Origin of the sequence: Sphingobacterium tabacisoli (genome assembly GCF_017908035.1) — a bacterium.
GTDB lineage: Bacteria > Bacteroidota > Bacteroidia > Sphingobacteriales > Sphingobacteriaceae > Sphingobacterium > Sphingobacterium tabacisoli.
The window spans coordinates 1,873,361-1,886,570 of sequence record NZ_JAEQMU010000001.1 but is presented as its reverse complement, the minus strand read 5'-3'; the positions used below and the strand labels follow the sequence as shown (position 1 = coordinate 1,886,570).

General features: G+C 40.4%; 12 protein-coding genes. 7 read left to right on the top strand and 5 right to left on the bottom strand.

Annotation, left to right across the window (positions count from 1 at the left end; translation table 11 throughout):
* Positions 1 to 63: 63 nt before the first annotated feature.
* Both JKG64_RS07970 and trxA read left to right on the top strand, forming a co-directional pair.
* Complete coding sequence (locus JKG64_RS07970; RefSeq protein WP_210353767.1) at positions 64 to 918, top strand: glycoside hydrolase family 25 protein; 855 nt, start codon at positions 64 to 66, stop codon at positions 916 to 918.
* A 45-nt stretch (positions 919 to 963) separates the two neighbouring features.
* A complete protein-coding gene (gene trxA / locus JKG64_RS07965) occupies positions 964 to 1,275 on the top strand; it encodes a thioredoxin (protein ID WP_317195835.1) in 312 nt (103 codons plus the stop codon).
* Here trxA and JKG64_RS07960 read toward each other — a convergent pair.
* Positions 1,272 to 2,597, bottom strand: a complete 1,326-nt coding sequence (locus tag JKG64_RS07960; RefSeq protein ID WP_210353765.1) for a hemolysin family protein — start codon at positions 2,595 to 2,597, stop codon at positions 1,272 to 1,274. The genes trxA and JKG64_RS07960 overlap by 4 nt on opposite strands.
* 186 nt (positions 2,598 to 2,783) lie before the next feature.
* Here JKG64_RS07960 and JKG64_RS07955 point away from each other — a divergent pair, with 186 nt between their 5' ends.
* Together JKG64_RS07955 and JKG64_RS07950 are read left to right on the top strand one after the other, a co-directional pair.
* Positions 2,784 to 3,896 (top strand): phosphotransferase enzyme family protein, encoded by a 1,113-nt coding sequence (locus JKG64_RS07955; RefSeq protein WP_210353764.1) that lies wholly within the window; start codon positions 2,784 to 2,786, stop codon positions 3,894 to 3,896.
* 128 nt (positions 3,897 to 4,024) lie between these two features.
* The gene (locus JKG64_RS07950; RefSeq protein WP_210353763.1) at positions 4,025 to 4,651 is read left to right on the top strand and encodes a carbohydrate-binding family 9-like protein; all 627 of its coding nucleotides are present in this window, start codon (positions 4,025 to 4,027) and stop codon (positions 4,649 to 4,651) included.
* A gap of 360 nt (positions 4,652 to 5,011) precedes the next feature.
* Here the strand turns inward: JKG64_RS07950 and JKG64_RS07945 are convergent, their stop codons facing one another.
* The 4 genes from JKG64_RS07945 to JKG64_RS07930 are packed head-to-tail and all read right to left on the bottom strand — an operon-like array spanning position 5,012 to position 8,924.
* Positions 5,012 to 5,917 carry a serine hydrolase gene (locus tag JKG64_RS07945; protein WP_210353762.1) on the bottom strand — a complete coding sequence of 302 codons (906 nt, stop codon included), beginning with the start codon at positions 5,915 to 5,917 and terminating at the stop codon, positions 5,012 to 5,014.
* Positions 5,918 to 5,926: 9 nt separating this feature from the next.
* On the bottom strand, positions 5,927 to 6,616 hold the full coding sequence (locus tag JKG64_RS07940) for a hypothetical protein (protein ID WP_210353761.1): 690 nt from the start codon (positions 6,614 to 6,616) through the stop codon (positions 5,927 to 5,929).
* Between the two features lie 2 nt (positions 6,617 to 6,618).
* Positions 6,619 to 8,574 carry a M1 family metallopeptidase gene (locus JKG64_RS07935; RefSeq protein WP_210353760.1) on the bottom strand — a complete coding sequence of 652 codons (1,956 nt, stop codon included), beginning with the start codon at positions 8,572 to 8,574 and terminating at the stop codon, positions 6,619 to 6,621.
* Complete coding sequence (locus tag JKG64_RS07930; protein ID WP_210353759.1) at positions 8,571 to 8,924, bottom strand: ArsC family reductase; 354 nt, start codon at positions 8,922 to 8,924, stop codon at positions 8,571 to 8,573. Before JKG64_RS07930 ends, JKG64_RS07935 begins: the two co-directional genes overlap by 4 nt.
* Positions 8,925 to 9,125: 201 nt before the next feature.
* Here JKG64_RS07930 and fbaA point away from each other — a divergent pair, with 201 nt between their 5' ends.
* From fbaA to JKG64_RS07915, 3 genes are all read left to right on the top strand, one after another.
* Complete coding sequence (gene fbaA, locus JKG64_RS07925; protein ID WP_210353758.1) at positions 9,126 to 10,205, top strand: class II fructose-bisphosphate aldolase; 1,080 nt, start codon at positions 9,126 to 9,128, stop codon at positions 10,203 to 10,205.
* A gap of 215 nt (positions 10,206 to 10,420) precedes the next feature.
* On the top strand, positions 10,421 to 12,211 hold the full coding sequence (gene lepA / locus JKG64_RS07920; protein WP_210353757.1) for a translation elongation factor 4: 1,791 nt from the start codon (positions 10,421 to 10,423) through the stop codon (positions 12,209 to 12,211).
* Between the two features lie 89 nt (positions 12,212 to 12,300).
* Positions 12,301 to 13,188 carry a bifunctional 5,10-methylenetetrahydrofolate dehydrogenase/5,10-methenyltetrahydrofolate cyclohydrolase gene (locus JKG64_RS07915; protein WP_210353756.1) on the top strand — a complete coding sequence of 296 codons (888 nt, stop codon included), beginning with the start codon at positions 12,301 to 12,303 and terminating at the stop codon, positions 13,186 to 13,188.
* Positions 13,189 to 13,210: the final 22 nt, after the last annotated feature.

The following is a 13,210-nucleotide window of genomic DNA, read 5'->3' as shown; positions in this document are numbered from 1 at the left end:
AATGGATATTTCATGCACAAAAGTATTGTTTAGAACTAATAAATACATTATTTTCGGTGCAATATGGCAAAATATCAGAAAAGGAGCAAGGAGAAATTAGTGTCAGGTGCTACTGATAGAAGGCCTTATTTGATATGGAGTATTCTGATTCCTATAGGTCTTATTTTCCTTTTTGCAATCTGGCACTACCGTACGGGGATTTTCTATTATTTTAAAGCGCTCGTAGGAAAGGAATCTCGCTTTACAGACTCTGATAAAAATAAACATGATGCCCGGAATATCTTTTTGATGTCCGAACACCGGGATAAGGTGTTTGGTATTGATATCAGTGAATATCAAAGTAAGATAAACTGGCAGGAGGTTGAAAGCATCAATCAGGAGTTTCCCATTGATTTTGTATTTATCCGTGCTACCATGGGGCAAAAGAATAAGGATAAGAAATTCCAGACAAATTGGAAGGGGGCGCAGGATAGGAGTAAACTGCGAGGTGCTTATCATTATTTTAGACCTAATGAAAATTCGGTAAAGCAAGCGGAAAACTTTATACGCACGGTGAAATTATCCCCCGGAGACCTACCGCCGGTATTGGACATAGAGGAAAGGCCAAAGAGCCAACCCATGGATAGTCTCAAAGTGGGTTTGAAGCGTTGGCTGGATCGGGTAGAAGCGCACTATAAGGTCAAACCTATTGTTTATTCGGGTGACAGCTACTTTTCTGACTTCCTGGAAAAGGAGTTTAAGGACTATACCTTATGGATTGCAAATTATAATTTCTGGGTAGAGAAACCGAAAGGGCACTGGGATTTCTGGCAGTTTTCTGAGCGGGGAGCAGTCTCTGGTATAAAAGGGTATGTAGACCTGAATATGTTTCAAGGGGATATCGAAGATTTGGAGAAACTATGTATTCCCTTTAATTGATACGGTGTTGAAAAGGAGCGAAAACAAAAGTTGGTTTTATTCGTTGTGGTATTAATTATGGCAAACTTTAATGAATTGATTAATAAGAATAGACTGGTGCTGATTGACTTTTCAGCAGCCTGGTGTGGTCCATGCCAAACATTGGCGCCTATACTAAAGGAGGTGAAGGATCATTTCGGAGAGCAATTGTCGGTATTGAAGGTAGACGTAGATCGAAATCAGGCCTTATCCAAAAGTTTTTCGATACAAGGAGTCCCTACTATGATTCTTTACAAGGATGGTGCACAGGTATGGAGACAGAGTGGACTATTGACGAAAACTCAAATGTTGGCTATTATCAACCAACATCTGAATTAATCGATATTGGAGACTTCAGCGTTATCGCTGTTGCCTAAGGTAGAAAGGACAATCTTGTCAATGCGGTTGCCATCCATATCGAGGACTTCGAGGCGATACCCTTTATAGTATACGGTTTCGCCTTCGATCGGCATGTGGTCCAGCAATAGAAAGACTAAACCTGCAAGGGTAGTGATGTTGCCTAGCTCATCTTCATCTTCGTCACTGAGGTCGATGCCGAATTTTTCAAAGAAATCGTCCAGCTGATACCTTCCTTCCAATACAAAGGTGCCATCTTCTCGTTGTCTGAATAGTTTTGACCTGCTGCTTACCGAATTGTCATCAAATCCGCCAACTAAGCCGGCCATGATATCTTTTACGGTAATAATTCCCTGCGGACTTCCGTATTCGTCGATTACTACTGCCTGCAATACTTTCCCTGACTTTAGTATCTCGAGAACAGAATAGATGCTACTGTTTTCGTTAACAAAGGGGATGGGTTGGACTAGTTTTTCAAGAATTATCTTTTCTCCACTCAATACCGCTTTCAATAAGCTTTTGGCGTGTATGATACCCTTGATTTGGTCAAAAGTACCGTCACAGACGGGGTACTCGGTATGTTCGTTGTTTACGATATAGTCTTTGATGTCTTCAATGGAATCCTCAAGATCTAAATAAGCAATGTCACTGCGGTGTACCATCATGTTGATTGCTTTTTTATCACCTATATTCAGAATCCTGTCCACCATATCATGTTCAAAATTCTCAATAATACCACTATCTACGCCTTCATCTACGAGGGCTTTGATTTCTTCTTCAGTTACGGTATTACTGGAGACCTTTATGTTGAGCAATTTTACGATAAAATCAGTAGATATCGATAGGGCCCATACAAAGGGCTTAACAATTTTACTGAGTGTATCCATCGGGATAGCGATCAAAGATGCATATTTCTCTGGGATGGCCATACCGATTCGTTTCGGGACCAGCTCACCAATGACCAAAGAAAGGTAGGTGATGGCAATGACGACTAAAAGCACCGAAAGCGTCTGGCTGTAGGGAGCGAGTACGGGGATCTCTTGTAACAATGTAGCAAGGTAGGTGGAGATGGATCCTCCGGAGAAAAAACCAGTTAATATACCGATCAATGTGATACCTATCTGAACGGTAGATAGGAACTGATTGGGTTGTTCCTTTAATTTTAAAGCGCGTTTGGCACCCAGGTTATTGGCTGCTGAGGCTTGTAAACGAGCCTTTCTGCTGGATACAATTGCGATTTCAGAAGCGGAAAGAATGCCATTCAGCAAAATAAGGATAAGGATTATGATTATTTCAGTGATCATGTGAATATACGGGGTATCTTCTACGAATATAATAAATCGTTAAAGTAAAACGTAAATATTTTAGTTTATATTAAGCGAAAATAGTGCAAACGTTTGATTGAAAAAAAAGCTTTACTTAATCTTTCGAATTATAGATATTGCAGTAATTTAAACTGTTTTTGAATAAAATAATTATAAACCCTGTTTATGTCAGTGTACGATTCCGAGGAACTGGAGAAGGTAGTAAGTAGTTTTGAGCTTGATGGTAAAGTAGTAAGTATTGAGCGTTTTGGTTCAGGCCATATTAACGATAGTTTTAGAGTGGCGATGAAAGAGGGAGACAAATCCTATTTGCTCCAGCGAATCAATCATAAGATATTCCCCAACGTAGATGGCTTGATGGATAATATTGACTTGGTGACTACACACCTAAAGTCGGTTTTGACAAATGAGGTTGCCGATGTGGATAAACACACGCTGACAATTATCCCGACAAAAAGCGGAGCTAAGTATCAAAAAGATGCAAATGGTGACTACTGGCGTATTTTTATCCTTTTGGATGGTACGAAGAGCTATGATATCGTCGAAACGACAAAGCAGGCTTTTGCAGGAGGGATGGCTTTTGGACGGTTTCAAAAACAGTTGTCTACACTGGATGCTAACCAGTTGGTCGAGATACTTCCCAATTTCCATAATATTGATTTCCGTTTATCTAATCTGAGAAAGGCTATTGAAGCCGATCGTGTAGGGAGATTGGCAGGGGTGCGCGAAATATTGGACTATATTTTTGAGCGAGAGCAAAAGATGCGTAATATCCTGGTAATGGCACAGAATGGTGAATTGCCATTGCGTATCACACATAATGACACGAAGTTTAATAATGTGCTACTCGATCAAGAAGATAATGTACAGTGTGTGATAGATTTGGATACGGTCATGCCAGGCTATGTTGCCTATGACTTTGGAGATGCTATACGTACCATTATAAATGCCGCTGCGGAAGATGAGAAGGACGTAAATAAAGTGGTTCTCAACATTCCATTGTTTCAGGCCTATACGGAAGGGTACTTTAGTGAAGCTAAGGAGTTTTTGACGGAGAAGGAAATTGAGTCTCTATGGTATGGCGTTCTATTGTTGCCATATATGCAGGTCGTACGCTTTTTGACAGATTATATAGATGGAGATGTGTATTATAAAGTGCACTATGCCGACCATAATCTGGTAAGGACGAATACCCAGTTGAAATTGGTGAAAGAGTTAGAAAGAGCCGAAGCACAATTGAAAGAAATCTTGAGCCAGAGTTTGGTCACGCCATCATAGAAAAAACGTTAATGCTTTTTTTCCTGTAGGTATATTGAATATAAGGCTTTTTAGTTAAGTTTGGTGAATAGCTAAATTATTGGTCTACCTAGTAGATTGACTCAAATTAAAAACAATTAATTCTAATAATGAAGAGACTTACTGTTGAAAAAATAGCAGATATAACGGATGATATCAAAGAGTTGTATGCCACATTCAGTACGCTACCCTGGAATGCTATAGACCAGTCTCCATGGGAATCGGAATTTCCTTATCGACCTGACGCCCGTTTTCAGATGGCACATTCAGAAAGCTATATTTACCTGCGTTATGAGGTGAAAGAAGAGTTTGTAAAAGGTCAGTATATAAGGCCAAATGAAAACGTATGGGAAGATAGCTGTGTGGAATTTTTCTTTTCATTGGATGGGAAAAAGACTTATTATAATTTTGAATTTAATGTTTTAGCAACAGGTTTGATAGGCTACGGCCCAGCTGATAAAGCACAGCGGAATAGGTTGCCTAAAGAAGTTGTAGAGCGTATAGATGCATGGACGCAGGTCGTGAAGAAATCTGGGATTAAGTCTTGGGAAATATACCTCGTCATTCCTAAAGATATATTTGGTGATGCAGCATATTCTGCGAAAACCTTTCACGCCAATTTTTATAAATGTGGCGATGGCTTGCCTAATCCACATTTTATGTCATGGAATGCAATTCAAAATGCTACGCCGAACTTTCATTTACCTGAGTTTTTTGGAGAGGTTTTCTTTGTTTAACATATCTAAAAGAAGTTTTGTTATAAAACTAAAAGAGGCTGTCTAAAAAGTAATAAATCGTCGTCATTGCGAACCAGAGGAACGATGGTGTGGCAATCTAACTTACTTAAAAGACAGATTGGTTTGCTACGCATCTGCCTTCGGCGGTCGTCATACTTTCTACCAATGACAGATTTGTAAACTATCTCGTCATACCGAGCGTAGTCGAGGTATCTAGAAGCTATATAATTAACCCTATACAGTTAATAGACCTCTCCACAAGGTCGAGGTGACGTTGACTGTCATTAAAACTCCGCTGTGTTTGTTAAAAAGACTTACCTCTCGCAAAGACGAGAAATTCAAGCTTTTCGGACACCTCTTTTAGTTTATGGGCTTAAAGCTCTGAAAAGGATGCTTTGGTTCAAAATGGTTCCAGATAATACTCGAGAGCTTTCTCGTGAGTTCTTCTGATTCATTTTTATCTGTCCAGCTGGCATCTTGATTATTCTTTGTCAATATGCAGAATACGTAGTCTCCACTTGGTGCATTGACCAGGACAACTTCTCCTCGTGCACGGTCTACAGAGCCCGTTTTGGCAATGGTGTTGACCCATGCAGGAAGTTGGGATAGTGAACGCCCGTTGTAAAATTGATTTTTAAGGTAACGGTACATTTTATCCGAGTGACGTGCATCAACGACTGCACCGTTTCGTATCAGCGTAAATAGTTTTGCCATTTCCTGGGGTGTTGTCTGTCCCCAGCCATATTCTTCCCAGATTTTCTCCCGTCCAGCCGTTTTAGAATTTACTTTGGTATGTATCAGCCCCAATTGATCCATCAGTGGGTTGATTGCTGCTCCACCGCCAGCTAGTTCTTGTAGCCAAATAGAAGTGACATTGTCACTGTAGGTGAGCATCAGCGAAATCATGGTAGAAAGATCCGTCTGCGCGCTATCTTTGTAAAACTGCATAAGGCCAGATCCACCATAGGCTCTCTTGTCTGAATAGCTAAATGGCTGTTCTAATTTGAGTTCTCCCTGGGCGATCTTCTGAAAAACTCCTACCAGAATAGGGACTTTTACGATACTGGCTGTGGGGAAAATAGTGTCTGCATTGATGGCAACGATTTTATTGCTTTTCAATTGATGGACGTATATACCGATATCGCCCCGGAATCCTACTATTTCCTGTTTTATTTTCTGCTCTAATTTATGATCCACCTTTTGAGCCTGAGCTGTTGTTATCGTTAATAATATAAGTGCGATTATACTGTTAAATCTCAATGTCATGCCGTACGGTTATTGATTTGATTTGAATTTTTTATAAGAGTCGAGAATATACACCTTGAAGTCATCAGTGGAAGCCTTTTTGCTAAATTCAGCACTTGGTCTGAAACGCTCTCTAAACAAAGCAATTTCATCAGGATTGAGAGGTACAGTAGCGGCGATAAGTTGCGTTGTAAATCTCCGGTCGACATCTCTTTTTTCTTGTTCCGCAACTAGTAAGGATAGGTTTCTTCTGGATTCTTTTGCTTTTTTACCAAATAGTCTAGATGGCGATACGCGTAGCCCTCCACGTTCTTGACTTGCGTCTACGGCTTTTCCTTCGTTTTTAGCTTTAGCAATTTCGGCAGCTAGTCTGCTATCTGTCATCCGGCTCACTATAACCTCGTCGATAGAAATTAGACTCTCATCGCGGGTCATATATATCCTCCGGATATTGTTTTCATAATAGAATATAGTATCCTGTTTGTAGCCCGGATTCGTGAATACGAGGTAATCGTTCAGCTGTCCGCCGATTTTAAAACTACCATCACGGTCCGACTGTACGACCTCTTGGGTTCTGATATTTTTAATGGTTGTATTCCATAGAGGTGTACTGCTCACGAGTTCGTAGACATAACCCTTGATGTCTTGTGCTTGCACTGAAGGCAATTGTAGCCCAATGAGCAAACAGGTCGTGAATATTATTTTGTGTATCGATTTCATTATTATTTGGCTCGCCATGTGTTATTATCTGGATTGGTGTCTGGGAAGACGCCTCTCGGGTCTAATTTTACTTCTGTAAGTTTCTCTGTGGACTGTAATTTAAAGGTCCATTTGTTGTTTCGTTCCCAGATGTCTACCGGGAGTTTAACATTTATTTTTTTACCACTAGCTGTAGTTGCTTCTATTTCCACTGGCATAGGCAACTTATCTAGATTTTCTACTGTCACGATAGCTCCTTTTGAAGGATCTAGTTCCACGTAACGCACCTCTGTGATAGCTTGGTCCATCTGCCAGTTGTTCTGGAACAATCCCCGCCAAAACCAGTTGAGATTTTCACCTGTTTCATTCTCTATGGTACGGAAGAAATCATTTGGAGTAGGATGCTTGTAGGCCCAGTGCTGAATATACCGCTGAAAAGCTTTGTCAAATCTCTCCTTGCCGATAATCTCATTTCGAAGTAAGTGTAATGCATAAGCTGGTTTGTAATATACAAGATAACCTATATTGCGTTCTTTCATCGTTTGTGGACTATTTACAACAGGCTCTAAGGCCGGGTTAAATAGCATCATTGTCATGGCATTTTTTCGGCCATATCTCACAGCATATTCGCCTTTGTTGAATGCTTCGGTAGAGATGTCATTGATGAAAGTGTTAAACCCTTCGTCCATCCAGCCGTGGAGGCGTTCGTTGCTTCCTACTATCATAGGGAACCAGTTGTGGCCAAACTCATGATCGGTCACGCCCCAAAGATTTCCTGCTTTAGCATTGTGTCCACAAAAAGAAAGTGCGGGATATTCCATTCCCCCCACATTGGATGCGACATTGACAGCAACTGGATAGGGGTATTCAAACCATTTTTTTGAATAATGTTCTATAGATGCTTTGGTGTATTCTGTCGAGCGTTCCCATGCATTTCCACCGTTACTTTCTTTAGGATATGCGGACATCGCTAGGGCCGATTTTCCAGAAGGTAGGTTTATTTTTGCGGCATCGATAATAAATGCAGGAGACGATGCCCATGCGACATCATGTGCATTTTTTAGGCTGTACTTCCAAGTGAGCTCTTTTTTGTCTGGTCGAGAAGCTTTATCGGTAACTTCTGCTTCACTACGTATCATCAATGTCTTTTCCGAAGTTTTAGCCGCATTATAGCGCTTGAGCTGTTCTGGAGTCCAGACTTCATTTGGATTCAATAACTCACCACCTAATACAACAATATGGTTTGCGGGAGCTGTAATCTCTACGTCATAGTCACCAAATTCGAGATAGAACTCGCCGGGGCCAGTATAAGGATGTGTGTTCCAACCTAAAATATCATCGAACACACAAACGCGAGGGTACCATTGGGCAATGGCGTATATTTTTCCGTTTGTCGTTTTCAAAATACCGGTACGGTCTGCACCGTATTCTGGAATAGAAAATTCGAAATCCATGCTCAACGTTGTCTTTCCGCCCTTAGCTTTGAGAGGAGTAGGAAGGTCAACGCGCATACGTGTGTCGGTAATAGTATAGGAGGGAGCTTGCTGCTGTCCATTTATTTGTAGATTGTTCAGTTTGTAGCCACCTTCAAATTTATTGCTTGAGCTACCGTATCGGCTGTCTGATAGTGGGATGGTGGCTTGACCTCTAGATTCTGAACTAAATAAATTTTGGTCCAATTGGAACCAAATGAAATCTAAATCTTCGGGACTGTTATTGGTATAAACAATCTGTACAGAGCCTGAAATCCGATCCTGCTGTTCATTAAGCTTTGCTTTTATAGTATAGCTTGCGGCATTTTGCCAGTAGGCAGGGCCAGGCTTTCCGCTGGCAGACCGATACTCGGTCCCGTTTGAAGTATAAAAATTAGGGCCAAAGGCGTCCGAGTAATTATAGTTGCTCTTCTGCTGGGCGATTGAGGGCAAAGCGAATGCCGCTAATCCGAGGTAAAGCAGATTTCTGAAGGGTTTGTAAATCATTTCTTTAGTAGTTTTTCTTGGTAAATATGCTCATCAAAACCAAGGATTACACTATCCTTCAATTCAATGACAGGTCTTTTAATCATGCTGTTGTTGGCAAGGAGAACAGTGTTTGCTGAAGACGCGTCGGTGACTTGTGCCTGTTCCTCCGGAGAAAGTTTTTTCCAGGTCGTTCCCTTTTTGTTGACTAGAGATTCCCAGCTGGTGTGTTTTTCCCAAGATTCAAGTTTCTCACGTGTAGCAGGCTCTTTTTTGTAGTCATGAAAGGTGTAAGCGATTTCATTCGCGTTCATCCAATCCAGCGCTTTTTTTACTGTGTTACAATTTTTGATTCCGTATATTTCCAGCATAGTATATTTCTATTGTTTTATTTGTTAAACTTAGCCAATTTTGATTTGATATGCAAAAGGAATATCGGAGTAGAATCGAGTAGAAAAGGCAGAGAAGGGGTGTTGTTACTGTCTTAGTGTATTTTTTACACTAATGTTTTCATTCTCGTTTAAAACACTTAACTTTATCGAATCAAAGAAATAAAACTAAAATATAAAAACATGAGCCTAAAAGATTATAAAGGTGTACTAACCGGTGATCAAGTTCAAGAGTTGTTTGAGATTGCTAAAAAGCACAAATTCGCGCTTCCTGCTGTAAACGTGATAGGTACAAATTCTATCAATGCAGTAATGGAGACAGCGAAGGCGGTGAATTCTCCTGTAATCATTCAATTGTCAAATGGGGGAGCTCAGTTCTATGCGGGCAAGACGTTGAATAATGATGGACTAAAAGCTTGTATATTAGGTGCTGTTTCTGCAGCGCAGCATGTGCATTTATTGGCAGAGCATTACGGTGTTGCTGTTATTTTACATACGGATCACGCTGCAAAGAAATTGTTACCTTGGATCGATGGTCTTATGGATGCTGGTGAGAAGTTTTTTGCTGCAAACGGTAAGCCTTTGTTCTCTTCGCATATGTTGGATCTATCGGAAGAGCCTATCGAAGAAAATATTGAGATTTCTAAACGCTATTTAGAGCGTATGAAACCACTAGGTATGACAATAGAAATCGAATTAGGAGTGACTGGTGGTGAAGAAGACGGAGTAGATAATACAGACGTAGATAGCTCCAAATTATATACACAACCTGAAGAGGTAGCATATGCCTATGAAGTGTTGTCTCAGGTTTCGGACAAGTTTACGGTAGCAGCGGCATTTGGTAATGTACACGGTGTGTACAAACCAGGTAATGTAAAATTACAGCCAGTTATATTGAATAATTCGCAAGAGTATATCCGTGGAAAATATAAGTTAGCCGCAGAGAAACCGGTGAACTTTGTGTTCCATGGTGGTTCCGGCTCTTCTCCAGAAGAAATCGCAGAAGCAATCTCTTACGGTGCTATCAAGATGAATATCGATACTGATATGCAATGGGCATTCTGGGATGGCGTTCGTGGTTATGAAGCGAAGAACCATGATTACCTACAAGGACAGATTGGTAATCCAGAAGGTGCAGATTCTCCAAACAAGAAGTACTATGACCCACGTGTCTGGTTACGTAAAGGTGAAGAAGCTTTCGTTACTCGTTTGAAACAGGCTTTTGAAGAATTGAATGCAATAGATGTGAATAGTAAGTTGTAATTCACACTACGCTATATGATTTTAAATAAGAGGCTGCTCCCTATCTGGGAGCAGCCTCTTTGATGTAAAGGAATATCTTTTCGGTACCTGCTAAGGTCTGTTCTTGATTGGGGACACAGTTAAAAAAGAATCGCTAAAAAAACAAGCGTTTTCGAAAAAAAAATTCACTTAAATACAGTATATTTGCCGTTTATAAAAGAAGGCATAAACCCTATATGAAGCATATACGTAATTTTTGTATAATAGCACATATCGACCATGGTAAAAGTACCTTGGCAGATAGATTATTGGAATACACAAATACCATCTCACAGCGTGAGGCCCAGGCTCAGTTGTTGGATAGTATGGATTTGGAAAGAGAAAGAGGTATCACGATTAAGAGCCATGCTATTCAGATGGAGTATACTCAGGATGGGCAGCAATATATTCTTAACCTTATCGATACCCCCGGACACGTGGATTTTTCCTACGAAGTATCAAGATCTATTGCTGCTTGTGAAGGGGCGCTGTTGATTGTAGATGCATCTCAAGGGATACAGGCACAGACCATTTCTAATCTATATCTAGCCATGGAGCATGACCTGGAAATTATCCCTATCTTAAATAAGATGGATCTTCCGGGAGCGATGCCTGAAGAGGTGAAAGATCAGATTATAGATTTGATAGGTGGTAAAAGGGAAGAAATTATTCCGGCTTCGGGAAAGACAGGTTTAGGTATACCAGATATCTTACGTGCTATTGTAGAGCGCGTGCCTGCTCCGGTAGGAGACCCTGACGCACCATTACAGGCTTTGATTTTTGACTCTGTCTTTAACTCTTTCAGAGGGATTATGGCTTATTTCAAAGTTGAAAACGGAGAAATCAAAAAAGGGGATAAAGTAAAGTTTGTTGCAACAGGAAAAGAGTATTATGCGGATGAAGTAGGTACCCTAAAACTAAATCAAGTCGCTAAAAGCGTTATTAAAACAGGAGATGTAGGTTATATTATCTCAGGTATAAAAGAAGCGCGAGAGGTGAAAGTCGGTGATACGATTACGCATAAAGAACGTCCATGTGAATCGGCTATTCAAGGATTTGAAGAGGTGAAACCTATGGTTTTTGCTGGAATCTATCCTGTGGATACCGAAGACTATGAAGAGCTACGTGAATCGATGCACCGTTTACAGTTGAATGATGCTTCGCTTGTCTTTGAACCCGAGTCTTCTGCTGCATTAGGTTTTGGATTCCGTTGTGGATTCTTAGGTATGCTCCATATGGAGATTATCCAAGAACGTCTAGAGCGTGAATTTGATATGACGGTAATTACTACGGTTCCCAACGTTTCATACAAAGCTTTCTTGAGCAAGGATAATGAAGAGGTGATTGTTCACAATCCGTCGGATCTACCTGATCCAAGTAAACTGGATTCTATCGAAGAGCCTTATATCAAAGCAAATATTATTACCAAAGCAGAGTTTGTAGGGCCGGTAATGTCGTTGTGTATACAAAAAAGAGGAACTATAATCAATCAGTCTTATTTGACTTCGGATCGTGTAGAGCTTGTGTTTGAAATGCCGATGGGAGAGATTGTATTTGATTTTTATGATAAACTGAAAACTATTTCTAAAGGATATGCTTCTTTCGATTATCATCAGATTGGTTATCGTAAGTCAGATTTAGTGAAATTGGATATCCGTCTTAACGACGAACCTGTCGATGCATTGTCGTCCTTGATCCACAGAAGTAATGCGTATGATTTCGGTAAGAAAATCTGTGAGAAATTGAAAGAGTTGTTACCTAGACAACAATTTGAAATCCGTATACAGGCCTCTATCGGTGCTAAGATAATTGCACGTGAGACCATATCTGCCTTACGTAAAGACGTAACCGCAAAATGTTATGGAGGAGATATTTCCCGTAAACGTAAACTGTTGGAAAAACAGAAAAAAGGTAAAAAACGTATGCGTCAGGTAGGTAATGTGGAGATCCCACAATCAGCGTTTATGGCGGTACTAAAATTGGATTAATAACTTAGTAATAAATACAAAAGAAAGAAGATTAAGTATACTATAGTAGCAAGTTCTTTCTAAATACTTAATACTAACTGCTAAATACTATGAACATATTAGACGGGAAAGAAGTATCTGCAAAGATTAAAGAAGATATAAAAGTTGAAGCTGCAGCTTTCACTGCTGCTTCAGGAAGAAAACCTCACCTTGTTGCTATTTTGGTAGGTAATGATGGTGGTAGCGAGACTTATGTGGCGAGCAAGATGAGAAATTGTGAGCTGGTAGGGTTTGAGTCTACTAATATACGTTATGATGTAGAGGTTTCTGAAGAAGAGCTGATTGCTAAGATTCAGGAAATTAACAAAGATCCTAATATTGATGGATTGATTGTGCAATTGCCATTGCCAGCGCATATCGATCCGGATAAAGTAACGGAAGCTATCGATCACCGAAAAGATGTGGATGGTTTTCACCCGATCAATTTGGGACGTATGCAACGTAATTTGCCTTGTTTTATCCCAGCTACGCCTTATGGTATCATGTTGATGCTAGGGCACTATGGTATTGATACCGCTGGAAAACATGCTGTAGTTGTAGGCCGGAGTAATATTGTCGGGTCACCAATGAGTATTTTATTGGCAAGAAATAGCAACCCGGGAAATTGCACCGTTACATTGACACACAGTCGCACCAAGGATTTGAAAACGGAGGTATTACGTGGAGATATCGTTGTGGCAGCTATTGGTAAAAAGAACTTTGTTACTGCTGATATGGTCAAGGAAGGTGCTATTGTAATAGATGTTGGTATTAATAGAGAGAACTCTACAGAAACGAAATCGGGTTTCAAGTTGTACGGTGATGTCGATTTCGATAACGTAGCGCCTAAAGCATCGTGGATTACTCCGGTACCGGGAGGAGTTGGCTTGATGACTATCGTCGGTTTGTTGAAGAATACGTTGGAAGCAGCGAAGGGAACAATCTATCCGAAAGGTTAGGTTTGGGCCAAGGGTGGCAATG

Coding starts and splice junctions, on each gene's coding strand:
- JKG64_RS07915 (WP_210353756.1), top strand. CDS start 12,301: ATGAACATATTAGACGGGAAAGAAGTATCTGCAAAGATTAAAGAAGAT.
- JKG64_RS07945 (WP_210353762.1), bottom strand. CDS start 5,917: ATGACATTGAGATTTAACAGTATAATCGCACTTATATTATTAACGATA.
- JKG64_RS07955 (WP_210353764.1), top strand. CDS start 2,784: ATGTCAGTGTACGATTCCGAGGAACTGGAGAAGGTAGTAAGTAGTTTT.
- JKG64_RS07970 (WP_210353767.1), top strand. CDS start 64: ATGGCAAAATATCAGAAAAGGAGCAAGGAGAAATTAGTGTCAGGTGCT.
- JKG64_RS07950 (WP_210353763.1), top strand. CDS start 4,025: ATGAAGAGACTTACTGTTGAAAAAATAGCAGATATAACGGATGATATC.
- JKG64_RS07935 (WP_210353760.1), bottom strand. CDS start 8,574: ATGATTTACAAACCCTTCAGAAATCTGCTTTACCTCGGATTAGCGGCA.
- JKG64_RS07940 (WP_210353761.1), bottom strand. CDS start 6,616: ATGAAATCGATACACAAAATAATATTCACGACCTGTTTGCTCATTGGG.
- JKG64_RS07960 (WP_210353765.1), bottom strand. CDS start 2,597: ATGATCACTGAAATAATCATAATCCTTATCCTTATTTTGCTGAATGGC.
- JKG64_RS07930 (WP_210353759.1), bottom strand. CDS start 8,924: ATGCTGGAAATATACGGAATCAAAAATTGTAACACAGTAAAAAAAGCG.
- lepA (WP_210353757.1), top strand. CDS start 10,421: ATGAAGCATATACGTAATTTTTGTATAATAGCACATATCGACCATGGT.
- fbaA (WP_210353758.1), top strand. CDS start 9,126: ATGAGCCTAAAAGATTATAAAGGTGTACTAACCGGTGATCAAGTTCAA.